19 protein-coding genes and 1 pseudogene are annotated in these 24,962 nt (G+C 45.9%); 17 read left to right on the top strand and 3 right to left on the bottom strand.

What is annotated here, in order from left to right:
• Positions 1 to 169: 169 nt before the first annotated feature.
• From QUB08_RS21325 to QUB08_RS21295, 7 genes are all read left to right on the top strand, one after another.
• Positions 170 to 3,556, top strand: coding sequence for a tubulin-like doman-containing protein (locus QUB08_RS21325; RefSeq protein ID WP_333226860.1), 3,387 nt, complete (start codon positions 170 to 172; stop codon positions 3,554 to 3,556).
• Between the two features lie 252 nt (positions 3,557 to 3,808).
• On the top strand, positions 3,809 to 5,554 hold the full coding sequence (locus QUB08_RS21320; RefSeq protein WP_333226858.1) for a serine/threonine-protein kinase: 1,746 nt from the start codon (positions 3,809 to 3,811) through the stop codon (positions 5,552 to 5,554).
• Positions 5,555 to 5,926: 372 nt separating this feature from the next.
• On the top strand, positions 5,927 to 6,532 hold the full coding sequence (locus QUB08_RS21315) for a COP23 domain-containing protein (protein ID WP_333226856.1): 606 nt from the start codon (positions 5,927 to 5,929) through the stop codon (positions 6,530 to 6,532).
• A gap of 147 nt (positions 6,533 to 6,679) precedes the next feature.
• A complete protein-coding gene (locus QUB08_RS21310; RefSeq protein WP_333226854.1) occupies positions 6,680 to 7,255 on the top strand; it encodes a hypothetical protein in 576 nt (191 codons plus the stop codon).
• 68 nt (positions 7,256 to 7,323) lie between these two features.
• A complete protein-coding gene (locus QUB08_RS21305; protein WP_333226852.1) occupies positions 7,324 to 9,162 on the top strand; it encodes a trypsin-like peptidase domain-containing protein in 1,839 nt (612 codons plus the stop codon).
• A 106-nt stretch (positions 9,163 to 9,268) separates the two neighbouring features.
• Positions 9,269 to 9,826 carry a COP23 domain-containing protein gene (locus QUB08_RS21300; protein WP_333226850.1) on the top strand — a complete coding sequence of 186 codons (558 nt, stop codon included), beginning with the start codon at positions 9,269 to 9,271 and terminating at the stop codon, positions 9,824 to 9,826.
• 143 nt (positions 9,827 to 9,969) lie between these two features.
• Positions 9,970 to 11,097, top strand: a complete 1,128-nt coding sequence (locus tag QUB08_RS21295) for a serine protease (protein WP_333226848.1) — start codon at positions 9,970 to 9,972, stop codon at positions 11,095 to 11,097.
• Between the two features lie 267 nt (positions 11,098 to 11,364).
• Here QUB08_RS21295 and QUB08_RS21290 read toward each other — a convergent pair whose 3' ends face one another.
• Together QUB08_RS21290 and QUB08_RS21285 are read right to left on the bottom strand one after the other, a co-directional pair.
• A complete protein-coding gene (locus QUB08_RS21290; RefSeq protein WP_333226846.1) occupies positions 11,365 to 12,426 on the bottom strand; it encodes a mannose-1-phosphate guanylyltransferase in 1,062 nt (353 codons plus the stop codon).
• A gap of 250 nt (positions 12,427 to 12,676) precedes the next feature.
• Positions 12,677 to 13,288 carry a thylakoid membrane photosystem I accumulation factor gene (locus tag QUB08_RS21285; RefSeq protein ID WP_333226844.1) on the bottom strand — a complete coding sequence of 204 codons (612 nt, stop codon included), beginning with the start codon at positions 13,286 to 13,288 and terminating at the stop codon, positions 12,677 to 12,679.
• Between the two features lie 322 nt (positions 13,289 to 13,610).
• Between QUB08_RS21285 and QUB08_RS21280 the strand changes: the two genes are divergently transcribed.
• The 6 genes from QUB08_RS21280 (at position 13,611) to psbM (ending at position 19,286) form a co-directional block, all read left to right on the top strand.
• Positions 13,611 to 14,513, top strand: coding sequence for an undecaprenyl-diphosphate phosphatase (locus QUB08_RS21280; protein ID WP_333226842.1), 903 nt, complete (start codon positions 13,611 to 13,613; stop codon positions 14,511 to 14,513).
• Between the two features lie 165 nt (positions 14,514 to 14,678).
• Positions 14,679 to 14,861, top strand: a complete 183-nt coding sequence (locus QUB08_RS21275; protein ID WP_333226840.1) for a hypothetical protein — start codon at positions 14,679 to 14,681, stop codon at positions 14,859 to 14,861.
• Positions 14,862 to 15,153: 292 nt separating this feature from the next.
• Positions 15,154 to 16,539 (top strand): TIGR03279 family radical SAM protein, encoded by a 1,386-nt coding sequence (locus QUB08_RS21270; protein WP_333226838.1) that lies wholly within the window; start codon positions 15,154 to 15,156, stop codon positions 16,537 to 16,539.
• A 141-nt stretch (positions 16,540 to 16,680) separates the two neighbouring features.
• Positions 16,681 to 18,528 carry a TolC family protein gene (locus QUB08_RS21265; RefSeq protein WP_333226836.1) on the top strand — a complete coding sequence of 616 codons (1,848 nt, stop codon included), beginning with the start codon at positions 16,681 to 16,683 and terminating at the stop codon, positions 18,526 to 18,528.
• 118 nt (positions 18,529 to 18,646) lie between these two features.
• A complete protein-coding gene (locus QUB08_RS21260) occupies positions 18,647 to 18,943 on the top strand; it encodes a 2Fe-2S iron-sulfur cluster-binding protein (RefSeq protein ID WP_333155992.1) in 297 nt (98 codons plus the stop codon).
• A 229-nt stretch (positions 18,944 to 19,172) separates the two neighbouring features.
• Positions 19,173 to 19,286 carry a photosystem II reaction center protein PsbM gene (psbM, locus tag QUB08_RS21255; RefSeq protein ID WP_015177760.1) on the top strand — a complete coding sequence of 38 codons (114 nt, stop codon included), beginning with the start codon at positions 19,173 to 19,175 and terminating at the stop codon, positions 19,284 to 19,286.
• Between the two features lie 120 nt (positions 19,287 to 19,406).
• Here psbM and QUB08_RS21250 read toward each other — a convergent pair whose 3' ends face one another.
• Positions 19,407 to 20,258: a universal stress protein gene (locus QUB08_RS21250; protein ID WP_333155994.1), complete on the bottom strand. Its 852-nt coding sequence runs from the start codon at positions 20,256 to 20,258 to the stop codon at positions 19,407 to 19,409.
• A gap of 142 nt (positions 20,259 to 20,400) precedes the next feature.
• Between QUB08_RS21250 and QUB08_RS21245 the strand changes: the two genes are divergently transcribed.
• The 4 genes and pseudogenes from QUB08_RS21245 to QUB08_RS21230 form a co-directional block, all read left to right on the top strand.
• Positions 20,401 to 20,901, top strand: coding sequence for a thioesterase family protein (locus tag QUB08_RS21245; RefSeq protein ID WP_333226833.1), 501 nt, complete (start codon positions 20,401 to 20,403; stop codon positions 20,899 to 20,901).
• A gap of 142 nt (positions 20,902 to 21,043) precedes the next feature.
• The gene (locus QUB08_RS21240) at positions 21,044 to 22,105 is read left to right on the top strand and encodes a DMT family transporter (protein ID WP_333226831.1); all 1,062 of its coding nucleotides are present in this window, start codon (positions 21,044 to 21,046) and stop codon (positions 22,103 to 22,105) included.
• Between the two features lie 23 nt (positions 22,106 to 22,128).
• On the top strand, positions 22,129 to 23,304 hold the full coding sequence (locus tag QUB08_RS21235) for a D-alanyl-alanine synthetase (RefSeq protein WP_333226829.1): 1,176 nt from the start codon (positions 22,129 to 22,131) through the stop codon (positions 23,302 to 23,304).
• Between the two features lie 186 nt (positions 23,305 to 23,490).
• Positions 23,491 to 24,962: pseudogene (locus QUB08_RS21230) on the top strand (hypothetical protein); the annotation flags it as partial.

Genomic DNA, 24,962 nt, shown 5'->3' with positions numbered 1-24,962 from the left:
AAGAGCATTCAAAGTCCGCCCTCCCTTAATAAGAGTAACAATACCGTTCAAAGTCCCCCTTATTAAGGGGGATTTAGGGGGATCGAGACTCGACTACAAGCGACATTTTTTATGGGTTTCAGTCTTAAGTTGATACAATGTTAATTAAAAACAAAAAGGAGGAAGTTTTATGGCTGCTGTTGATGAAAAAAGTATGGTTCCTACTGTTTTAATCGGAGTAGGAGGAACGGGAAATGAAGTGCTGGCAAGAGTGCGACGTTTAGTAGAAGAAACTTACGGGAGTTTGAAGAACTTTCCGATTATTAGTTTTCTGGTAATTGATACAGACAAAGAATACAAACTAAACAATCCGGCTGCGGGCGGAACTCCGTTCAAAGATAACGAGAAATACTTTGCTAAAGTCAGTGGCAATGAAGTTGAAAATATCATGTCCAACATGGACAACTTCCCCTGGATAGAAGCTTGGTTTCCCAATGAATTAGAGCGAAACATGACGGCTTTAGAAGCGGGAGCCGGACAGATTCGCGCCTGCGGTCGGTTTGCATTTTTTTGCAACTATCACAAGATTAAGCAATCATTTAATGCGGCGTGCGATCGCGTAAAAGGTCACGACAATTTTATGCTTGACAAATATAACGTCAAGGTAAACAATAACTCCGTAAACGTGTTTATCACCGGCTCAATTTCTGGTGGTACCGGCAGCGGAATGCTCATCGATATCGGCTATGCTGTCCGCAAGTGGCTGCAAGGACAATCGAGTCCTACCACTACAGCGATTGTGCCGATGCCTAATGCTTTTGCTGGTATCAATGTAGGCGATCGCGTTTTAGCTAACGGTTACGCAGCCTTAATGGAATTGAGCTATTTCTCCGACTACCGCACAGAATATGCAGTGCAGTACAGTGCCGGTTTAATCGATGAAATCCGCGACAAAAGACCTGCTTTTGACTTCACTTATTTAGTCGGAACTAAAAACGGTGAAACTGAATTTCCCCTCGACCAAATTCGGGAAATGATCGGTCAGAATATCTTTCTGGACTTGACCTCAGATTTTGCTCCCCACAAGCGATCGATCCGAGATAACATTAAAGGTTCTTGGGCCCAAGCAGACCCCGGTGGTCGCGGCTATTCCAAACAGTTTATGAGTTTTGGGTTGTCAACAATTGAAATTCCCATCGCCCAGATTCGCACATCTTTATCAAATCGGCTAGCTGCTGATTTTGTGACTTGGTGGCTGAACGAATCTGTGCAATTAGTTCCCAATTTGTTGGAGGTTGTACAAAGTGACCTCAAGCGGATTCGGTTGACAGAAATGGAAATGCTGACTGACTTGAGTGCTGCGGGCGATAAATCTTATTTAGCAGAAATTTCCAACTGGGTAAGCAGCATCCGCAACGAAATTAATGCAGATAAAAAAATGCAATGCACCCAACAAGGATTCTTGGGTATTTTCGGCTCAGAAAAAGGCAAGATTCTGGAATTTGTCAATTATTTGCAGAAAAAAGTCGAGGAATATCGCAGCGACCACCTGCGCGAAATGAGTCCCGACGAGCGACTGCACGGCGATTATCTGCAAAAAATGTACGACAACCGCAACCGCATTATCAAAGAAGGACGCAAAACCCTAGAAGCAGAGTTTTACACGATTCTTGAAGACCGCAACAAAGGGCCGAAATTTGCTGATGCTTTTATCACAACAGTGCGGCAGATTTTTGAAAATGCTGTGGAGAAGTTTCGCCGGGAAGCAGAAAAAATTTGGGAGCCAAATGAGGCTCGTTTTCAGCAACAATACCAAAAGGGTTTGGAAGATATTACTCACTTTCAAGAGCAGTTTGGTTTGAGCAAACAAGATGCTATGGAAAAGTATTGTGCTAAGGCTCTCAGCGGCTTAGAGGGGAGTTTAATCGCAATTATTCAGCGCAAATCCAGATTCTTGGGGTTGGAAGTAATTGTCAGGCTGCAAGAGCATTTAACAGAGTTAGAAAGTCGTTTGGCTCGCTTAAATCAAAAGTTGCGGCAAAATCGCGATGACTTTCAAAAAGCAGCAGACCAACAAGCAAGCAGTGCTGATGTGCTGGTAATTAACGGTATCAAATTATTTGACCGCCAACAGCTAAATGATTTGTATCGAGATGCGATCGAGCAATTAGCAGGTGCTTCCGAAGGTGCGAAAAGCAAGTATGAATTAGGGATGGACGGAACTTGCAGCAATTTGTCGAGTCAAGTCCTCGCAGAAGCTAGCCCGATGTGGAAACAAAACCGGGAGGCGGATGAGGTGATGCGACTGTTTGATTTGCCGCAATTGCAGGACGTGCAAGATCCAGATTTTAAGGAAATTATCGCTCAAAAAACGCGGTTGGCGATCGAGAATGTACCTAATAGCAGTCGCTTGAAGCGAGATTTGGCAGCCTGCGATGGATTGTTCAAAATGTTTAAAAATGACGAAACTGACATCCGCAATCAATTGGCGATCGCCTACAATAAATCTAAACCCCTAATTCTGCTTTCTGAGCCCATAATGAGGGGCAGAGATGCAGGTTTTACGCCAGCACTCAACACGAAAGCTGCCCTCGTTGGCGGGCGTAACAGCACCGAAGCAGCCGCCATCAAATTAATCCCTTTGATCCGAGAACGGGTGGGTAGCAGCGATGCAATTACTCCTCTGGGAGAAGCAGAACGCCACCGCATTGTTTTTGTGCAAGAAGTCGGTGGTTTTTCCCTGCGCTGTATTGAAGGAATGCGTGAATTGCGACAGTCTTATCAAGATTGGAAAGGGCAATCAATCCAAGCAAAACGGGCTAAAGCGAAGGGAGAAAGCAAAGATCCTCCTATTCCAGTTCACATTCAAAAAGAAGCGCCTTTTTGGGATGTGTTTCCAGAGGATGAAAAAATTTTAAAATTGGTTGTGCAAGCACGAGCATTGGGTGTTGTCCGACGGGAAGAAAACCGCAATACCAAGGAAAAAGTGATTCGCTACACGGTAAAAAATGTGCTGGGTCAAGAGAATGTAGATCTTGCTTCTAGCTGGGAAGAAACGCTACAACTTTTGGAAGTTGTGGCCTGTCGTCCTGATAAAGAAGAGATTGAAAAACAGGTGAAAGCAATCCTGACTGGGGCGGAAACTGTGCCGCAAAAACAACTGTTATACAGCCAACTGAAGGCATATCTCGACACGCGGGAGACCGAATTAGACAAGGAGGGAGGAAATGAAAGTCCAGTTTATAAACGAGAACTGAAGATTATTCAAGAGGTGATAGAAACTTACAAGTTTCCTCAGCCGGAGCCTGGGTCATTTAATATTCAAACTCCGCCGCCAGTTAATCCTGTAACTCCTTCGCAGCCTCAACCAAATGGGATGGCAGTACGTTCAGAATTGGACAAAATTTATACTGATGATACTGTCATTAATGCTCCTGGGGGTATTTCGACACGGCCAATTCAACCGCCGACTTTACCAGCACAAGATTTTGTATTTTGTACTAGCTGCGGACACAAGAATCCAACTAGCTCGAAATTCTGTGCTAAGTGCGGTACGCGGCTGACTCAAGTTAGTTAAAGGTTTTTTTAGTAGACATCTCCCAAAAAGCCTGTGAAGAACAGGCAGGATGCCTTTTCCAAAATAATTATGGGAGATGTCTAGTAGATATGAGGGCGGGTTTACGAGATTGGCGGTTTTAGGCAATTATTATCGGTGAACCCGCCCCTACAACGTTTTGAAAAGGGTGCAAGATATGAGTTACTACAAATTTAGACTAGGTTGGTATTAATTCGAGCGAGAAAGCAACTATAGAAGCAGGATTATAAAATAGTGATAATACCAGAACTATCCGCTGGAACTTTGATTAAAAATCGCTATCTAATTGACCGAATTATTGGTCAAGGTGGATTTGGTCGCACTTATTTAGCTTTAGATAAACAACAAGGAAATAACTGCGTTCTCAAGGAGTTTGCTCCCAGCAATACCAAGCCAGAAGTATTACAAAAAGCTCGGGAACTATTTGAGCGAGAAGCAAAAATTTTATCTAAGCTCAACCACCGCCAAATCCCAGAGTTTCTGGATTGGTTTGAGGAAAATGGGCGCTTGTTTATTGTGCAGGAATTTGTCAACGGTAAAACTTACTGGAATTTACGGCAAAGTCAAACCTTTTCTGAAAAAGATATCGTTCAATGGTTGCGTAATCTTCTGGAAGTCCTCGAATATATTCACGGAAAAGGGATTATTCACCGAGATATTTCGCCGGATAATATCATGCTGCCAAATGGTAAACTCAAACCGATTCTGATTGATTTCGGCGTGGTTAAATATGCGGAGACACAGCTCACAACTGGCAATCAGGGTGTTTCTAATTCAAATCCACCTACGCAGGTGGGAAAAATAGCTTATGCTCCTTCTGAACAGTTGCGGGGCGGCGAGTGTTACCCCAACAGCGATCTTTATGCTTTGGCTGTGACGGCGATTGTTTTGTTAACTGGTAAAGAACCGAATGATTTGATTAATTATGATTCGGAGTGGGATTGGCGATCGCACGTGAATGTCAACGACCAACTGGCTGGGGTACTTGATAAAATGTTGAAGGACAAACCGAGCGATCGCTATCAGTCAGCGAGAGAAGTATTAAATGCTCTCGATAATAGCCAAACACAAAGAAAAACTATTATGAGTTCATCAAAAACTGAAGTGAGTTCCGCTCCTGGACTACCTCCGACTCAACTTTCTACTGAGAGTCAAAATACAGGCAATCCATACCAGCCTGTAAATTATCATCGGAATCCACAGCTTCCAATCCCTGATAATACATCTCGATGGAAAACGATCGCCCTAATTGTCTTGCCAACTCTGCTGCTAGTAGGTGCGATTGTTAGTCTGGAGTCATCTCGCATCCCTTTTGTGTGCGGGATTGTGAACAACTGTGCAGCGGATAAACCCTTTAACGAAAGTTACAACAGCGCCGTCAAACAGGCTGCTGACGCCCGTATTTTAGGGCAAAATGCTCAAACAGACCAAGAGTTGCAGACGGCTCGCGATCGCCTGAAAAACGCGATCGACCAACTATCAAGTATTCCGCCAACGGCCAAAGTATACTCCGATGCCCAAAAGCTTTTGCCTTCCTATCAAAGCGAGCTGACGGCGATGGAAGGGCATTTGACAAGAGAACAACAAGCTCAGAAACAATTAGAAGAAGCTCTGGCGATCGCAGCCGATGCGCCAAAAGAAACCGAATTATCAACACAGAAAGCTCTGTGGACTCAAGCAGCAGACAAACTCAAAGCAATTGCTTCCGATTCCTTCGTTGCTGACAAAGTGAAAGCTAGTTTAGCAGAGTGCGATCGTCAAATTCAAGACATTGAAATTTCCCTCCGCCAAGCCCCCAGCCCCGAAGCCTCAAGCCCCGAAGCCCCCAGCCCCGAAGCCCCCAGCCCCGAAGTAACACCAACTGCTAAAGACGACCTTTTTAGATTCTCACCTGATGGTACTGAACCCGCACCAGCACCAAAACCTTCGCCCTCTCTCCCGAATTCTCCAACTCCTAAAGACGACAAACCCCTCTTCTAATTTAGATTGGGGATTTTAGATTGGGGATTTTAGATTGGGGATTTTAGGAATTGCGTAATATTACGCTCAGTACAAGTGTTCAATGCCCTTACAGTATTTATAAGTAGTCAACCGGACTTGATATCAGTCCTGTTCTTGCTTAAATCTTTAAATTTGATTTCTAAGTTTTGCTTTATAATTACACTCAACAGGCAGATATACAAAAATAGTCAGTCGAAAACGATAGCAGGGGGAATCAGGATGTTTGCTGCGAATCAGTCATCCATTCCAAAACTCGCTGGGACAAGTCGGCTTGATTTAATATCCACCTACCCAGAATCAGCAATCATTTCCATCCCAGAAATCCATTAAATCAATAAGGAATAATTGCCAATGAAACTTCACTCACTGAGATCGCTAATTACTGCATCTGCGATCGCCTTTGCTACCACTATTGTCGCTAGCAGTCCGACAGCCGCCCAAACCACAGGCTTCGTCTGTAGCAAAAGTGGAGGTCAGCCAGCAACTATTTTGCAAAGACCAGAAGGCGGCAACGTCACAGTAATTAAGTGGGTTTCTAATAGTTTCTCAGACTCTGGATTCGATGCTGAGCGCCGGTGCGAACTGGTATCTGGCAGATTTCAACAGTATCACAAAGCAGGAATGCTCAAATACCTGACAACAGGAGTTATCAACCGACAACCTGTAGTTTGCGTGGCCCACACCAAGGGTGGCGATTGTGCCCGCGACTTGCCCAACAACGGCTTGTTATTTACAATTAAACCGGGCAGCGATGCGCGAGATACATTAAAACGCCTGTTGAATTTGCGGGATCGAGCTAGCACAAATTCACTCAACGAAAGCGCGCATTCTAGCCGAGTAGATGTCGAAATGAACGATCGACTTTACATCGACATGGGCGAATATCTCAAAAACCCACCGGCCGAATCTGCATCCCCGCAGTCTGTGGAATCTGATGCTAGCAACCCACTTTTTTAAGATGAGTTTTGGGTGGTAGTGGCGGGTAGACGGGAGCAAGTCGATATGCAACAACAGATAACTTCTTCAAAAAACCCGCCCCCTCAAAAAATTTTTCTCAAAAATCATGAAACATGAGATAATTTTTGATTGGAAAGGAGGTGAATTGTGAAATTTCAGGTATTGAATTTAATTCCGACAACATTAGCATTAACATTGGCAAGTACAATTACTTTTAGTAGTGCCAGCTACGCTCAAGAAGTAAGTTTTTTTTGCGGTACAATTAATAACGAGCCAGCAATCATAGCTCAAACAGCCCAGAGCAATATACTAGTAAGTAGGTGGGTATCCGAGGAATTGCAAGTTTTAGGAATTAATTCTCGAACGCAATGCGAACAAATGGCTGAAAAACTGCAAATAAATTGCATTCAACCTACCGCTCGCAGCCAGCAAATAGCTGGTTGCACCATCATTCAAGGTGGTATTTACTCGCCAGAAAAGGTGTTGAATTCTGAATCAGGAAGTGATTTGTATGAGCAATTGCCACCTCTTTGGGGTTCGGACACTCAACTTTCCCAATCCCATGAAAAATTGCCAAGATTTCCTGTTTATATTCAGATGAATGTTTGGCTAAACGGATTTCCCGCGACACTAGCAGTTCCAGGCGATCGAAATATTTTCGCGACTCCCGCATCTCCCGGTAGCCTCAAAGGCGAACCTGAGCCGGAGCGTCCTTTATGGTGAAAATTATGTCGATGAGTAGGTCGCTCAAAATCAAAAATTATTCCTTAACATTAAACACGGAGCATCCTATGACAATTAAGTTTAAATACGGACTTTCAGCAGCGCTAATCGGTGCAACAATAGCGATCGTGCAGACGCAAAAAGCGGTAGCACAAACAGCAGAACAAGTCAACAAAATTGCCGAAAGAATTACAGTATTAATCGAAGGACAAAATCAGGGTTCAGGGATAATTATTGCTAGAGAAGGCAGTACCTATTATGTACTGACTGCCAAACACGTAACAACAGGAGGAGGCGAAGCAAAAATTGTCGCGCCCGATCGCACTTCCTACCAAGTGGACAACAACAACATTATCCAATTACCGGGAGTCGATTTGGCGATCGTGCCATTTATCAGCTCGAACAATTATGAGATAGCACAATTGGGAGATTCTAAAACAGTCACAGTCGGAGAACAAGTCTACGTTTCCGGCTGGCCAAAACCGGGCGAAACTATTACAAGACAGATTCGTCAGATGACAGCAGGACAAATTTCAGCTCGCGAACGGGTAAATGAGGGCTATGAATTAATCTATACAAACCCAACTCGCCAGGGAATGAGCGGAGGGCCAATTCTTGATCTTCGTGGTCGTGTGATTGGCATTCACGGACGTACAGAGGGGAGCACAGAAGATACCATCACGAAAGCCTGGGTAAACTTGGGAATTCCCATCAACACCTTTGTCGAACTCGCCCCTAAAGCTTACGCGGAACAGGGAAAAGAAAAACTCAAACGGCAAAATTATCAAGGTGCGATCGCAGACTTCAGCCAAGGAATGCGATTCAATCAAAACTCTGCCGATGTTTTCAACGGTTTAGCTTACGCAAACTTCGCTCAAAAAAATTACAGAGCAGCTCTAGAAAATGCCATCAAAGCTATCCAAAACAATCCCCAATTAGCCGAAGCTCACCGCGTTCGTGGCGCTAGCAACGCTCAATTGGGAAATCATAAAGAAGCGATCGCCGACTTCGATCGAGCTATCCAAATCAATTCTAACTTTGCAGATGCCTACGGCCTGCGGGGTGTCAGCCGAGCTCAAATCAAAGACTACATAGGAGCCAACGCCGACATAGCCCAAGCCATCCGCCTAGCTCCCAACAGCCCAGTTGGCTACAACCGCCGCAGCGAAGTGCGCCTCATAGTCGGGGACAGCGAAGGAGCCAATGAAGATGCTCAAAAAGCAGCATCTCTAAGTGGAGCATCAGGGAATGAAGACGGCTTCCAACAGGCACTCAACAGCGGACTGGGAATATCTTTGCCGAGAAACCAAGTTGCCAGAGTGGAGCCACAGCAGGCGACCCCGACTCTTCCCCAAACACCTCCAGCGCCCAATAACTCCCTAGAAGCAAAGCAACCAACCGCCACATCTACGCCAACACCAGAGCCGCGCAGTCAGCCAGCACCTCAAGCGGTGCGACAAGCTGCATCGCCAGGAGCGGAATTAGCAATTCAATCCTTAATTCGCGGCCAGCAAACCTTCCGCACGCGCAACGGTGCATTTACTGGTACTGTCAGTTTGCTCCAACGCTCTTTTAACATTCAACTTCCGATGTCGAAGTTCAACTTTGCCATTCACACCACTACTAGGGGAGCATATCACTATGCTATTCCTCTTAACCCCAGTCAAAAAGCCTATGTGGGAGCGGTGTTTTTGACAGAAACTGCTACTAATAATAATCCTGTCACAGTATCGATCGTCTGCGAAACCGATGAAGCCAGCAACATCCGCCCGCCAGATCCCCTCTACGTTCAGGGGAAGCCGATTTGCCGCCCAGGTACGTCGCCGGTGGATACGAGCAATCTGCAGTCAGGAGGAAATCCTGAGTCTCTAACCAATAACTCGCCTGTTTCCGAAAAGGAATGGTAACTTTTCAAGGCATAAAACTAGAGATTTAGAAGATAGGGTTAAATAAAACTCTTGTTTCTAACTTAAATTTTTTAACTGTTAATTTTGAACACAAGGAGTTGTGATAATGATTGAAAAATACAAGCTATTGAGATCGATTATTGCCGCTGGATCGATCGCACTTGCTGTAAGTGCGATCGGGACTCATGCTAGCGCTCAAACCAGCCTTCAAACCAGATCCTTTGTCTGTGGCACGAACAACGGCGCTCCCGCAACCATTGCTCGGACTAATCGGGGTGACGTACCCGTGATTCGGTGGACTTCCGATCGTTTCCGCGATGCAGGTTACAGTCCAGAACGGCGCTGTATTGAAGTATCTGCAAGATTTCAGCAATACTTCCGAAATCAAAAACTGAATTACCTGACTACTGGTATGATGAACAACCAGCAAGTAATTTGCGTTGCCGATCGAGAAGGAGGTGATTGCACTGGATTGCTGTTCACGCTAAAACGAGGGAGCGATCCCAGTCAAGTATTAAACAATCTACTTGCTGTGCGCGTTCGCGCTTCTGGACCGCTCAATGAAAGCACATCTCGTGTTTATATAGATATGAGCGAATATCTCAAACAGGCATCTGTAGAAGATCAGCCAAATTCGCAATCTGATAATATTCCTGTCTGGTAAGACTCATACCAATTTTTTGTGAGGCTGCATAAAATTTGATCCCCCCTAACCCCCCTTAATAAGGGGGAGTAGGGGGTGGACAAGATTCCGATCAAAGTCAACCCCTACTCCCCTTATTAAGGGGGATTTAGGGGTATCGGAATATGTGCAACGACCTATTAAATTGGTATTACCTAAATTATGTAACTTTAATGAATTGGGTTTCCCTAGCCTTCTTAACTTGTACTGCTGGTTTGTTAACCGGAGTGGCAGTTCAAGTACACAATCGAGGTTTCTCTGTCGCAGAAATTGTCCGCACAAATTTACCGCAGCAACCTCAAGGATCTATATTTCAACTAGGCAAGCCACCTGTGAAGTCGCCAGCCACTAAGCCGCTGAATTTGCCTGCAAAACCCGTAAAACCATTCTCAGGGAAAAACCAGGGAGAATCCATTCCCCAGAGGGCGGGAGATTTATTGGAAAAAGCAATGCTCCAAAAAGCTCGTTCAATTACGGTAAAAGTGCTTTCTGAAGATAGTTGGGGTTCGGGGATTATTATTCAGCGGCAAGCACAAGTTTATACTGCGATCACAAACGACCACGTATTGCAGTCAGGAAAAACATATCGCATCCAAACTCCAGACGGTAAAATTTACTCCGCTACCCGATATTTAGCAACTCAATTTGCAGGCAAAGATTTAGCACTGTTGCAGTTTACCAGTACCAAATCCGACTACAAAATAGGTGTATTGGGCAGTTCTTCAACGGTTAAAGAAGGGGACAAAGTATATGCTGCCGGGTTTCCTTTTGACGCGGACAAGTCAAATCCAGGGGGATGGAAATTCACTGCAGGACGAGTATCGCTCATACCTGAAAAATCGCTCGAAGACGGCTATCAACTGGGTTATGACAATCAGATTGAAAAAGGCATGAGCGGTGGTCCTGTGCTGAATTTTGGTGGCGAGGTGGTCGCTGTGAACGGAATGCACGCTTATCCACTTTGGGGAGATCCATATGTGTTTCAGGATGGCTCGAAACCCTGTGAACCAATGCGGGAGTTAATGGTGCGATCGAGTTGGGGAATTCCGATCGAAAAATTTTTGCAATCAGCACCGCAGTTTTCGACGAAAACGGCAGAAAAACAGCCTAAAAATATCAGTTTAGAGCCACCATCTCAGTTGTTGGCTGAGCGGCCAGGGACATCGAATTTAACAGTTTCCCAACCTGTTGTTAACACCGCTAAGCTGATGCGGCAACAGGCGGAGGCTGCTAAAAGTTGCACTCAGCTTTAGTCTGCTCTTTATTTCTTAGTCGGCGCAGTTTCAACCGCCGAGATAGGGATCATCTCACTTTTACAGTCAAGCGAGAAATTGGAGTTTTGAGGTAGGAGGCAGAAGGAAAGAGTCAGAAGAAGTGTTTTTACAAATATGAGATTCTCCCCCGATATATTACCGAAAATCAGAGCTCGGCTATTACCCAAAATCAGGACACGGCAGTACCTTTTCTCGACAATTCATTATTTTGGGGTAGGGACACGGCATTGCCATGTCCTCGGTTGCTTACAATAAATCTTTCAATTTCTCATCTTCTCCCAACACCTTAATTACCTGTTTAATCTCCTGCGTCCTGTCTTTTTTCACAATCAAAGTCACATTACCATCTCTGACAACTACGACATCTTCTAAACCAATGGTGACAATCACCTCATTCTCATCTGCTGCATAAAAAATGCCGCCCTTGGTATCAATTCCGATGTGTTTTGCTAACTCGACATTCGGCTTATCTCCTTGCAGCAAACGGCCGATCGCATTCCAATCTCCTAAATCGTCCCAGCTAAAGCCTACGGGCAGAACACAGGCTTTTTGCGTCTTCTCCATCAGCGCGTAATCGATGCTAATTTTGGGTAATTCCGAGTAAGCCTGCGCGCCTTTTGCTTCCAAAGCTGCCATCATTTCCGGTACATGATTTCGTAATTCTGTCAAGACTGTTCCGACTCGAAATACAAAAATGCCGCCGTTCCAGCTAAACTTGCCGCTGGCTACAAATTCTTCCGCAGTTGTGCGATCGGGCTTTTCCGTAAACCTCGCCACCCGATAGGCGGGAAAACCCCCAAAACTGCCAATTTCCTCGCCTTGTTCGATGTAGCCGTAACCAGTCGAAGCATAACTTGGTTTTACTCCCAAAGTCGCGATCGCATCCTGATTTTTCGCCAACTCGGCCGCCGCCTCCAAAGTCTTGATAAACTCCTGTGGTTCCCCAATCCAGTGATCCGCCGGGAAAAAACCAACAACCGCATCCTCACCGTAACGCTTCGCAGTTTCTATAGCAGTCCAGGCCACCGCCGGCGCAGTATCCCGGCCCTCCGGTTCCGCCAGTAAATTCTCCGGCGGTAACAGCGGCAACTGTTCGCGAACCCCCGCAGCCAACATTTCCGACGTTACCACCCACAAATCGTCCCAACCGTTACCTAATTCCAAAAGTCTTTCCGCAGTAGCCTGCAGCAAACTCTTGCCGCTACCGTCGAGACTCAAAAACTGCTTGGGCCGCTGCTTGCGACTTAGTGGCCAGAAACGTTCGCCTTTACCGCCGGCCAGAATCACAGGAATTAAGGTTCTACTCATTGTTTAAAGTTTAAACTGTTCACATCTATTTTGCCTTGATACTGGTAGGGACACGGCAATGCCGTGTCTTTACCCGTAGCTTAATTTTTAATTCTACCTTCTATCTTCTGCCTGTCACTTTTTCAATCCAATTAGTATCACGATCAATGTAAGGTGCGCCACAGCATACCTTATTCAATATAAGACCGAAAAACTCTGGTTGAGGAATCATTGAAGATTGCTATAGCCACTAGGAATTAGCCATTACCTATTACTTGGACAATTCGATATTGAGTTCGTTCACAACACGGCGTTTGAGCGGAATTGATTTTTCTCTAGGCAGCAAGTCAAATACTTTCCGAAAAGCATCATCTACCTGTTCAAATGGTATTTGTCCTTTTTCATTGAAAACCACTTTTCCCGATTGGTCTAAAATGACAGTTTGAGGTACGAAACCTTCGTAATAATGGCTTGGTTCGGTGATTTCGGGTGACGGTTGCGGAGGCAAAGAGTCAATTGTTATGGGCATAAAATCGGCTTCGCGCCCGTAAAATTCCTGGAGTTGAGAGACGACGATCGCGTATTGCTTGGAGTCGCTGCTGTCGTCAGTGTAAAAAACCAACAGTACGGGTTTATGGCGTTTGAAAGAATCTGTAATCTTGACTTTAGGAGGAACTAGGGAACCGTTGCCGGCGTAGAGGGCAAATATTGTACCGTCAAAGCGATCGTCTGTGAGAGTAGCCAAGGCTGGCGCAGTGCCGCTTAGCAGTATGAAGCTAAATGCGATCGCCACTGTTAAAAGAGTGGCTGACAAGATTCGCCTCAGCCAGCGGATGCCAGAAGCAGCAGTAACGATTGAATTTTTGTTCTCAGTAAATATCATAGGTTGTGGGCAGTTGCTGGAAGGAAAGCGAAATCAGATGCAAAAACTTTCCTAAGTTTATCAGGAAAATGTAGGCAAATGTTGTTGAGTAGGTTAAAGTAGTTTCGGCTCGATGATCATAAATTGCTGATAGTGGCGATCGACAAGGTGATTCGACAGGCTGAAGATCACTATTTGCGATCGCCTTTTCAGGGGCGGACTGGAACAGTCCGCGCCACAATAAAATTTATTTGTGGTGGGGTAGGCTTCTAGCTTCCCAGAAGGGTGCAAGATATTAAATTCAACTGATTACTAGAAACTGACAACTGGGAATTTACAACTAATGATAGCTTTGCTTGACGCACTCTTCGCCCAAACGCCCGCCGCTGATGTTTCCGGGTCAGCTCAAATCAATCTGGTGCAGGCCCTTGTTTTAGGAGTTGTACAAGGATTAACAGAGTTTTTGCCCATCAGCAGCAGCGCTCATTTAAAGGTAGTGCCGATCGCCCTGGGATGGGGCGATCCGGGGGTTGCTTATACTGCTGTTATTCAGTTGGGCAGCATTATTGCAGTGCTTTGGTATTTCTGGAAAGACTTGACAAATATAACTGTTGGTGCAGTAGAAGCTCTGGTGCAGCGCGACTACAAATCGCATGAATTTCAAATGGCGGTAGCACTGGTTTTGGGAACAATACCTATAGTCTTTTTTGGGCTGCTAATCAAGGCATTGGTCCCAGATTTTGACAAGTCGCCACTCAGGAGTTTGGCCAGCATCGCCATTGCTTCGATCGTGATGTCGCTACTTTTAGCAACAGCAGAAAAAATTGGCAAGCGCAATCGCACTTATGAAAAGTTAACTGTCTTAGACGGTATTTTGATGGGATTAGCTCAAGCAATCGCATTGATTCCGGGGTGTTCGCGATCGGGCTCTACCCTAACAGCAGGATTGTTTATGGGGTTGGAAAGACCTGCCGCCGCGCGGTTTTCTTTTTTATTGGGAATTCCGGCAATTACTCTGGCTGGATTAGTGGAATTAAAGGGTGATTTGGCACAAGGAATCGGCGATGCTGGAGTTGCAGCTTTGATAGTCGGAACGATTTCATCATTTGTGTTTTCTTATTTGTCGATCGCGTGGCTAATGAAGTTCCTGCAAACTCAAAAGATGTGGATATTTGTGTTGTATCGGCTAGCTTTTGGCGTGGCCATTTTAACGGCGATAGCAGGTGGGGCAGTGAAAAATATTTAATAGGTGAAGTAAACTTGGTAGGAGTGACTCAAATCGCTCCTGCCTTATAAGCTAGCAGCAAACAAGGACAGAATTCGAGTAGGTGCGATCGCTCCCAACTCCTGATTACCATCCTTATTGCAAATTAAAAGTGTATAATTAGGTCTAGTTCCACAGGCAACTGCGATGACTACTCTGAAACCCCGTTATAGTAAGCAAGAGTTGGCACGACTGGGGGATGAGATCTACGATCGTACTGTGCGATCGCAAGTTGATCCGAGTAACAAAGGTAAAATTGTGGCGATCGATATTCCGACAGGTGCATGGGAGATAGATAGTAAGGACATAGTAGCCTGTAGCAGACTCTGAACAAACTACCCCACTGCTCAGATATAGATTGTGCGCGTTGGTTCACCTTATGTTAGTCGTTTTGGTGCGGGTAATATCCAAGCAAAATGATTCCTGGATCGGATTGTAGACAGCGGTACAGTGAAAATCAAAAAAAGACGCTAAAAAAATATAAACTTTGACAAATTACTGCGCCAGATGCTGCGAAAAAACTTGACAAATAGCTGCTTTTATGATAATTAGATTTAGATCTAATATACAAAAAATCTCAAAAATAATAATTTATTCAATCTAAAAAGATCATCGCGAACTTATGAGCGACTTATCAATCCGGCCCGCCCTAATCACCAAAGTTATCCCCGACAGCATCTGCGCCGAAATGGGATTTGAACCCGGAGACTCAATCGTCGCCGTCAACGGTCAAAAACCCCGCGACTTAATTGACTATCAATTCCTGTGCGCGGATGAATTTCTCGAATTAGAAGTATTAGACAGTAAAGGCAAAAGTCACAAATTAGAAATAGAAAAAGAGTATGACGAAGACTTGGGAGTAGAGTTTGAGACGGCTCTTTTTGACGGACTAATTCAGTGCAACAATCGCTGTCCTTTTTGCTTTATTGACCAACAACCACCGGGAAAGCGGGAAACTCTCTATCTCAAAGATGATGACTACCGCCTCAGCTTTCTTTATGGTAGCTATCTCACTCTCACAAATCTGACTCAAAAAGAGTGGGACAGAATCCAACAAATGCGGCTTTCTCCTCTCTATGTTTCCGTACACGCTACGGAACCGGAAGTGCGAATTCGGTTGCTAAAAAATCTCCGCGCGGGGAAGATTCTCGAACAAATCAAATGGTTTCAAGAACGCCGCTTGCAAATTCACGCTCAAGTAGTTGTTTGTCCTGGTATTAATGATGGGGAACATTTAGAACGCACTTTGTTAGATTTGGCCAAGTTTCATACTGGAAGTATTCCGGCTGTAGCATCGGTGGCTGTAGTGCCGGTGGGTTTAACTCGCTTTCGCCCTGCAGAAGATGAACTGATCGCAGTTACTGCGGAAAAAGCGCGAGAAGTAATCGAGCAAGTTCAGAAAATTCAAGGGCTTTTGAGTACAGGAAAAGGTAGCCCAAAGACGAAAAGGAAGAATTCAAAATCGCGCTGTATTTGGCTGGCTGATGAGTGGTTTTTAATAGCTGGTTTAGATTTGCCGTCGGCTGCTGATTACGAAGATTATCCGCAAATTGGTAATGGTGTGGGTTCTATCCGCCAGTTTATCCAGCAGTTTGAAACGGCTTTTGAGAAGCTGCAACCGATGCAAGTCGAGCCGGATCGCAAGTTAGTTTGGGTAGTGGGAAATGCTGTAGAAAAAGCTTTTGAGCCGATCGTACAACAACTAAACCAAATTCCCGGCTTGTCCGTCAACATGGCAGCACTGTGCAGCAACTACTGGGGACAAACGATCACTGTCACGGGTTTGCTCACCGGGCAAGATTTGCTCGAAGCTTTGCAGGGGCGAGACTTGGAAGATGGCATCCTGCTGCCGTCGGTGATGCTAAAACAGGGGGAACCGCGTTTTCTCGACGACATGACCCTCGAACAGCTCGCCAGCTCGCTAAAAACCCGGATTTTGCCGGTGAGCGGAGTAGAGGAACTAATCTCGGCGGCGATCGGTCTGGCAAATGCTGAAGTTAAATTCTAAATTTTGAATGGAACATTCAAAAGTTAAGATGAGTATGGTAATTGTGACTTGTAACCGTCGAGTTCAGGCTACAGACTAGAAACTTGAGACCTCAATCTTGCTCTAAAATTGTCTCTAGGATTGCAGAGTAATTAAAAAATTATGCGTGTTTTTCGTCAAATCATCGTAGTCGGAGTGGGCGCTGCAATTACTTTGGGCAACGCCGCACAGAGTGCTTCAGCACAGTCTCCGACTCAATCTCAGGACAGTTTGGCCCGCTTCAATCAGCTCGAATTAGGGCAGAATGTTCGATCGACCTCGAACACAGCTGCAGAATCAGCATCACAGGCCGAACAGTCGATCGCCCTTAACCCCCCAACCGGGCCCGACGAGCAAGCATCAAAGCCTCAACAGGCTGCTCCGGCTTCCCCATCAACTCTGTCTCAGGCCGGTTCAACGCCTCTTAGAGGCTTGGAACCGACACAGACTCAGCAGCCTTCCCCGAACCCTCCCAACAATGTTCCTGTGCCCAGTTCCCCGGTACCAATTCTCCGGGGCACTCCGAACGAAAGTTTCCCCCCTCTCCCTCCGAGGGGCATTTTAGACACCAAGCCTCCGACTTCCCTGGAACCCAACCCGAATCCGCTGCTGTTTCCGACAAACCCGGAGGATGTCAGGATCGAGCAAACAGAGTCAATTACCTTGCAACAGGCGATCGACCTCGCCCGCCGCAACAGCCAAGTTTTGCAAATCGCCGGACAGCAAGTGGAACAAAGCAGATCCGCTTTGCGCGAACAGCAAGCTGCTCTTTATCCAGACCTGAATTTTCAAATGGACGCCAGCCGCTCTGTGACTGCCGGCGGAGAACTCGGAGTCCGGGCTCAGCAGCGCTTCAACAACTCTCGGGCTAACGGAACCGGGCAGCCCGCCGAGCAAGCCCGGCAAAATTTAGGCAACAACAGTCTCAACAGCACTTTGCAGTTGAACTATGACATCGATTTGTTCGGCAGACGGCGGGCTAACATTCGCGCGGCAGAGGAACAGTTGCGGCTTCGGGAACTGGATGTGGAACGCCAAGCCGAGGAACTGCGCTTCGACACTGCTGAGGCTTACTACAACTTGCAAAACGCGGACGGACAAGTTGCCATCCGCCAAGCTTCGGTGAGAAATGCCGAGCAAAGTTTGCGGGATGCCGAAGCTTTGGAACGCGCAGGGGTGGGAACCCGGTTTGCGGTGTTGCAGGCTCAGGCAAATTTGGCTAACGAACAGCAACAACTCTCACTTGCCCGTCGTGACCAGCGAGTTGCCCAGCGGCGTCTGGCTGAGATTTTGAATATCAGCCAGTCGGCGAACTTGACAGCGGCTGACCCGGTAGAGCAAGCGGGCTCTTGGAGGCTGTCTTTGGAAGAGAGTATCGTGCAGGCTTTTAAGAATCGCCCCGAGTTGGAACAGCAGTTGGTGCAGAGGGATATCAGCAAGCAGCAGAGGCGATCGATTCAGGCGGGGCGTTTGCCTCAACTGAGCGTTGGGGGTAGTTACAACGTACTGGGACAAGACCCTGACGACCCCAACCCGTTTGCTACTCGTGGGTGGGCGGATGGTTATTCGATCCGGGCGAGTCTGACTTGGAGTATCTTCGACGGGGGCGCGGCGAACGCGAGGGTAAAACAACGGGATGCTGATATTGCGATCGCCGAAAGTCGATTCGACCAGCTCCGCAATCAGGTGCGCCGGGAAGTGGAACAAGCTTATTTTGGCTTAGAGTCGAGTTTTGAGAATATCGAAACTTCTGAGGCGGGGGTTAGGCAGTCGATAGAAGCTCTGCGTCTGGCGAGACTGCGGTTTCAAGCTGGCGTGGGTACTCAGACGGATGTGATTCAGGCGGAAACTGATTTGACTAGGGCTCAGAGAAACCGATTGTCGGCAATTGTCACTTTCAACCTGGGGCTTTCGTCTCTTGAGCGCGCTGTGAGCAATCTTCCGACTAATAACCTCTCGGATGCTCCTTGAGATTGGGTTGGGGCGAGCTTTAATTACCAGATCAATTGGACATCCTGTATTAAACGTCCGACACATTAGTTAATATTTTGTAATAGAATGCGATGTCAACTGCGTTAAGGAATCGGCAATGGCCAATATCAAGTTTGTGAAGGAAAATCAGGAAGTCATCGCCGCAGACGGGGCCAATTTGAGGCTCAAAGCTCTAGAAAACCGCATCGATTTGTACAGCTTTTCGGGCAAGCTCATGAATTGCGGGGGCATTGGTCAATGCGGCACCTGCATTGTGGAAATTGTCGAGGGCAGTGAAAATCTGTCGCCCCGCACTGACTTTGAGAACCGCAAGCTCAAGAAAAAGCCCGAAAACTATCGCTTGGCTTGTCAAGCTATGGTCAATGGTCAGGTGAGCGTGAAGACTAAACCCTAACTGCCAGTGGGCATTGGGCAAACAGGGCATTGGGCAAACAGGGCATTGGGCAAACAGGGCATTGGGCAGTGGGCAAAAGGAAATAAAAATTCTTGGATTCTGAATTTTGATTTTTTACCTATTCCACTGTCTAGTGCTGGCTTCTGCTGTATTCAAGTTTGCCTTCTACCTTTGAGTGATATCCTGGTTGTGTGTATTTTCATATTTTTAGATAGAGGCGAGCGTCTTCATGGAAGTTAACGATTTAGGGTTTGTGGCAACCATTCTGTTTGTATTGGTTCCCAGTGTTTTTCTAATCATTCTGTACATTCAAACAGCTAGCCGTCAAGGTAGAAAAGATTAGCAACTGCTGCTATTTCTGTCTGGCGCAAGCTGCTTGCAAAAAAAAGCGCCAACAGCTTTTTGCTGAGGCGCTTTTTTGTTAACTGTTGAGTGTTGGCGGCTAACTGTTAACGATGAGATTCTAGCCGACTGTGCGGGCTAGCAAGACGGGACAGTTGGCATAAACTCGCACGTAGTCTGATAGCGAATTTCCCAGGAGTCGATCGATATCCACAAAGTTTTTGGCAACGCTGGGTCGCCGATCCGGGGAACCGATTACCAACAAGTCGGCATTCAACTCGTCTGCAATCCGACAAATTTCTTCCCCTGGCTTGCCTGTAGCACTCACGCAGCGGTAGCTAACTCCCATTTGTTTGGTTAGTGCTACTGCTGGGGCCAATACAGCGTCTTTTTCAGCACTTGTTGTTAAATCTGTGCTGGATTTTCCCGTCAAATCTTTGGTGACGTGTACTAAAATTATCTCTCCGCCACTGACTTCTTTGACCAAAGATAGCGCAAGCTGTAATGACTGTTTGGCAGCTTCTGATTTGTCTACCGCCACCATGACGCGCTTGATTTTTTTGACGTAAATATCGTCTTTTACTAACAACATCGGTCGGGATGTTAGCTGGAAAACGTACTGGCTGACTGAGTTTTCCAAAATCGATTGCAGCCGTCCGAGTCCCCGGGAACCCATAATTACTAAGTCGGATTGTTCTTCTTCTGCGACTTGGCAAACTGTGGTTTTCGGGTCTCCCTGTTTGAGCCGGGGATTGACTTTGCTGGGATCTATTTTCAAAGACTGGACTGCTTGTGCTAAAATCTTTCCTCCTTCTTCCAATTTCTCGGCCATGCCATCGGAGGTTACTTGCGGCGGCACGACGTGCAAGACGGTGACAGAGGTTTGTTGCAAGGAAGGGATGTCCATCAACATATTAAACATCTCTTCGCACAAGCCGCGACCGGCGACGGCTACTAAAATTTTTTCTATCATGGTTTTTGGCGGTAAAAACAGTTGAGTTTTCTTGTGCGACGTTAAACTAGGGCGTTGGTACTCTAGTTACTTACTGTCAAGCATAAGCCTGAAGTTTGTCTTATGATTTGTAGAAATGTAGCGTTTTGGAACGATTTGTAAAGTGTTAGAGAACGATCGAACTCAACCAGAACTCGCACCGGCTGGTGCTATTCAAAATCGGCGCGGGATGGACTCTGAGGGCTGGTTTGAATATTTGGTGCGAGTGTACCCTCACCATACTGACTACAGCGGTGTGGTGTGGCACGGGACTTATATTACTTGGATGGAGGAAGCTAGGGTGGAAAGTTTGCGCTCTCTTGGCATCGAGTATGCAGACTGGGTGGCGCAGGGTTTGGAATTGCCCGTGGTGGAACTTTCGCTGCGCTACCACCGGGCTGTACAAATGGGTCAATCTGTGGCAGTCAGAACGCGGATCGCTGCTACCGAGGGTGTGCGGCTGCTTTGGGATTACGAAATTCGATCGGCTGATACTCAGGAGTTATATGTGACAGCACAGGTAACTTTGGTTGGTGTCGATCGCGACAAAGGCAAGATTATCCGGCAATTGCCGCCGGTGCTGAAGGAGGCTTTGACAAGGCTTTCTGTTAAACCTTCAACCTAAGCTGCTGTTAACTATAAAAAATAGTTGGTGCAGCCTTAGTAAGTAGAGTGCGTGACTTTTGAGTCACTTTATTCGTCGCCCAAATTTTCTTTGATCACGCACCCTACACAACTGCCTTCTGCCTTCATTGGAACTTTTAATAATGTCAAAAAAACTGGGATTGCCAGAGCAAAATATTGAACTTCAGCTCAATATTTTGGAAAAAACCGAGTTAAACTCTGCCTTAACAACTGAAGACAAAACTATTGTTTCGGGAAAGCCAGACCGTTTAAAAAACGGTGAATTAGCTGACAGTCAAGGTAAAATTTGGGCGATCGTTTCGCTGTCGGCAGCGCTGCTAGCGGTGTCGCTGGCGGCGATTTTTATTAGGTTGAGCGAACGGGAAATCAGCCCGAATGCTACTGTTTTTAACCGTTTGTGGATAGCAACTGTGGTATTTGGAGTGTGGAATGGTGCTGATGCTGCGCGCCGCCGAATGTCTGGGGCCCAAGTTAAAGAGCGATCGAACTACACTCTGCAGGATGTGATGCTGTTAATAGCCGTAGGCGTGGTTTCTTCTGCTTCTGTGGGTTTCTGGGCCTGGTCACTGAGTCAGACTAATGTCGCTAATTCTACTGTACTGCGAAACTTAACTCCTTTATTTACTACTTTGGGGGGATGGCTGCTGTTGGGGCGACGCTTTGACAACAGGTTTTTGGTGGGACTGGCGGTGGCTTTGTCCGGCGCAATTGCGATCGGAATCGACGATTTGCAAACTGCGGGAGACCATCTTGTCGGCGACGTTGCTGCTCTTTTATCGGCGATGTTTTATGCAGGAAATCTGCTAATTTCAGAACATTTGCGAACCAAGTTTCCGGCGACAACTATATTGATGTGGCGCTGTTTTATGGGCAGTATCTTGGTTTTGCCACTGGTTCTGCTTGCGGGCGATCGAGTTTTCCCTTATTCTGAGCAGGGATGGCTGACTGTAATTGCTTTGGCCGTGATTTGCCAAGCTTTCGGTCAGGGACTGCTTATCCACAGTCTCGGTAGTTTGTCGTCGGAATTTGTAGCTTTTTTCCTGCTGCTAGAACCCGTAATTACGGCGATTATGGCTTGGGTGCTGTTTTCGGAAAGTTTGAGCTTGTTTAATTGGTTTGCTTTTTGTGTGGTTTTGGCGGGAATATACTTGGGAAAATCTAGCGGTTCTGTGGCTAAAAAATGAAACCAAAAGGAAAAAATACTTAAATGAATCCAACATCAATCAACCTGAATCGCTGGCATTACGACTTTAGTTTGCTGCCTCAATATTTGGAGGTGCTGTTTGCTAAATTGCGGATTGCTGTGGTGTTCGGCGGCGACTGCGATCGCCCCGGCTCAGTGATTTACAAAACTCACAATCCCCGCTCTTGGAAGAGTTACGAAGTAGTCGCCCGCGAGATTGCTAAAGCCTTAGCAGAAATTGGCTTTCAGCAAGTCTTTGTCATGCCTGATGACATGAATTTGCCGGAACAACTCAAACAAAAAAACATTCATTTAGTGTGGCTGAATACTGGCGGAGTCCAGGGCTACAATCCTGTTTGTCACACTCCCGCATTGTTGGAAATGTTGGGAATGCCTTATGTCGGTCACAATCCTTTAAATAGTTCAACTTTAGATAACAAACACGCTTTTAAACGAGAACTGCAATCAGTCGGAATTAAAACCGCTCCGTTTATGACTTGGCATCCTTCTCAAGGGATTTTTGAGCCTAATTTACATCAGCGTTTTGCCATTGCTTTTGGTGACTATCAAGGGCCGTTTGTTGTTAAACCCGTATCCGGTCGCGCTTCGCTGCACGTTCATTTTGTAGACAAAATTGAGGGTTTGTCTCAGGCGGTTTCGGAAGTTCACCGAACCACTCACAATACTGCTTTACTTGAAAAATATTTGCCGGGACGAGAATTTTGTGTAGCAGCTTGTGGATATGTTAAATATGCTAAAGGCGGCTTTTGTAAAGATACAAAACCTTTTGCTTTTTCCACGATAGAGCGGGTGCTGGAGCCTGACGAACTTATCTTTACTTCTATGGATAAAAAAGCAATTACGGCCGATCGAGGACGGTTGATGGGCAGTGAGGAACCTGAACTCAAACAAGAGTTAATTGAGTTAGCTAGAAAAATTTATTGGGAGTTTAGTTTGAACAGCTTGGTGCGGATTGATGTCCGAAGTGATGCTGATGGCTCGCTTTATGTTTTAGAAGCAAATCCCAAACCGGATCTGAAACATCCGGGGGAAAATGTGACGAGTTTGGTAGCTTTAGGTTTGGCGGAATACGGGATGAGTTATAACGATTTAATTTTTAGTTTATTGGCGGATAGGTTGGATTATTTGTTGACTCAGCATATCGAAATTATTCCTCATATTGTGGATTTGCTGCATTAATCGGACTTGCAGGGTGCGCTGCACCTTACCTGTAAACAAAAGGGATTTGTAAAGAAATATAAATTGTTGAGCCAAGTAAACACAGGCTGGCAAGTTGTGATAGCTTTGAGTAAGATAGCAATTTGTGGATGTCCATTTTTGGATCGGGATCAAAATCACTCAATTTATATTAATTAGATAAAACAAATGCAAGCATTACTTTTAGTCATAGGATTTGGAGGCGGAGCCTTAGTCTGCTGGCTAATTTTGAATAAGCGAAATTCACGCAATTTGGTGCGGATGCAGGGTTCGCAGGAGGCTATATCGAATTTGGCTGCTCAGTTGGATGCCCGAACTTCGGAATTGCGGCAAAAGGTACAGAATGAAAATCAGCTCAATTCAGAATTGGCTCAGTTGCAAAGTCGGTTGGAAGCTGTGACTCGCGAGCAAGAATTGTTAAAAAATCAAGTGTCGGAAATGGAAGAATTTTTGGCAGGAATTGCCCAGGATCGATCGCAAATTGATGCTCTGATTGCTGATTTGCAGTTTCAGCTAGAAAATGCTCAACAAGCTGAGTCCCAGTTAGCAGAAGTGGCAGAACTTCAAGAGCAGTTAGAAGTTGCGGATCAGGAGCGATCGCAACTTAACGCTCAATTGCTGGAAATGCAAGCAGAGTTAGAGGCGGTTGATGCAGAACGTTCTCAATTTCACGCTCTGCTGTCGGAATTTGAGAGTCAGTTGGAAACGGCTACTCAAAGCAGATTGCATGTACAGTACCAGTTGTCGGAAATTCAAATAAAGTTCGATCGCTCCATTCAAGAGCGCGAGCAACTTCAGTCTCAACTGTCGGGTGTGCAAGCTCAACTGCAATTAGTCGAAGCAGAGCGATCGCAATTTACTTCGGAATTGTCAGAGCTACAAGCTCAATTGGAGAGTGCAGAGCAAGAACGCGAAATACTCAACTCTCAATTGCAAACCGCTCGCCAACAAGCAAAGCAACCTCCATTTGAATTATTAGAACTGCAAAGACAGTTAGACGCAGCTAATCTGGAGAAAATGCAGTTAAACTCTCAACTTCATGAAGTACAACTTCAATCCGAAATGGTTGTTGTAGAGCGAGAAAGACTGCTGTCTGAGTTGTCAGAATTGGAGTCTCAGATACATCGCAAGGAGGGAGATAGCTCGCAACTCCAGTCTCAGTTATCAGAACTGCAAGCTGAATTAGAAACTGCTAACACAGAACGATCGTACCTTTATTCTCAACTGTCCCAATTGCAAAGTCAAATCGAGACAGCAAATCAGATCCCAACTCAACTTCAATCTCAGGTATCCGACTTAGAAGCTCAGCTAGATAGTGTGCGTCAAACTCGCTCAGAATTAGAAGTTCAGCTAGAAACTGCTAACACAGAACGCTCGCAACTTTATTCTCAACTCTCGGAAATCCAAAGTCAAGCCGAGACGGCCAATCAGAATCAAGCTCAACTTCAATCTCAAGTATCCGAGTTAGAAAACCAGTTAGAAAGTGTGCTTCAAAATCGCTCTGAATTGGAATCTCAACTCACTTCTCAACTCTCGGAATCCCAAAGTCAAATCGAGACGGCTAATCAGAATCAAGCTCAACTTCAATCTCAAGTATCCGAGTTAGAAAACCAGTTAGAAAGTGTGCTTCAAAATCGCTC

Origin of the sequence: Microcoleus sp. BR0-C5, assembly GCF_036705045.1 — a bacterium.
Lineage (GTDB): Bacteria > Cyanobacteriota > Cyanobacteriia > Cyanobacteriales > Microcoleaceae > Microcoleus.
The sequence above is the reverse complement of the archived record's forward strand: the minus strand, read 5'-3'. Positions and strand labels throughout refer to the sequence as shown.

Excerpts from the sequence above, each read along its gene's own strand:
- QUB08_RS21325 (WP_333226860.1), top strand. The coding sequence starts at position 170 with ATGGCTGCTGTTGATGAAAAAAGTATGGTTCCTACTGTTTTAATCGGA.
- QUB08_RS21315 (WP_333226856.1), top strand. The coding sequence starts at position 5,927 with ATGAAACTTCACTCACTGAGATCGCTAATTACTGCATCTGCGATCGCC.
- QUB08_RS21305 (WP_333226852.1), top strand. The coding sequence starts at position 7,324 with ATGACAATTAAGTTTAAATACGGACTTTCAGCAGCGCTAATCGGTGCA.
- QUB08_RS21300 (WP_333226850.1), top strand. The coding sequence starts at position 9,269 with ATGATTGAAAAATACAAGCTATTGAGATCGATTATTGCCGCTGGATCG.
- QUB08_RS21295 (WP_333226848.1), top strand. The coding sequence starts at position 9,970 with ATGTGCAACGACCTATTAAATTGGTATTACCTAAATTATGTAACTTTA.
- QUB08_RS21290 (WP_333226846.1), bottom strand. The coding sequence starts at position 12,426 with ATGAGTAGAACCTTAATTCCTGTGATTCTGGCCGGCGGTAAAGGCGAA.
- QUB08_RS21285 (WP_333226844.1), bottom strand. The coding sequence starts at position 13,288 with ATGATATTTACTGAGAACAAAAATTCAATCGTTACTGCTGCTTCTGGC.
- QUB08_RS21280 (WP_333226842.1), top strand. The coding sequence starts at position 13,611 with ATGATAGCTTTGCTTGACGCACTCTTCGCCCAAACGCCCGCCGCTGAT.
- QUB08_RS21275 (WP_333226840.1), top strand. The coding sequence starts at position 14,679 with ATGACTACTCTGAAACCCCGTTATAGTAAGCAAGAGTTGGCACGACTG.
- QUB08_RS21270 (WP_333226838.1), top strand. The coding sequence starts at position 15,154 with ATGAGCGACTTATCAATCCGGCCCGCCCTAATCACCAAAGTTATCCCC.
- QUB08_RS21265 (WP_333226836.1), top strand. The coding sequence starts at position 16,681 with ATGCGTGTTTTTCGTCAAATCATCGTAGTCGGAGTGGGCGCTGCAATT.
- QUB08_RS21260 (WP_333155992.1), top strand. The coding sequence starts at position 18,647 with ATGGCCAATATCAAGTTTGTGAAGGAAAATCAGGAAGTCATCGCCGCA.
- psbM (WP_015177760.1), top strand. The coding sequence starts at position 19,173 with ATGGAAGTTAACGATTTAGGGTTTGTGGCAACCATTCTGTTTGTATTG.
- QUB08_RS21250 (WP_333155994.1), bottom strand. The coding sequence starts at position 20,258 with ATGATAGAAAAAATTTTAGTAGCCGTCGCCGGTCGCGGCTTGTGCGAA.
- QUB08_RS21240 (WP_333226831.1), top strand. The coding sequence starts at position 21,044 with ATGTCAAAAAAACTGGGATTGCCAGAGCAAAATATTGAACTTCAGCTC.
- QUB08_RS21235 (WP_333226829.1), top strand. The coding sequence starts at position 22,129 with ATGAATCCAACATCAATCAACCTGAATCGCTGGCATTACGACTTTAGT.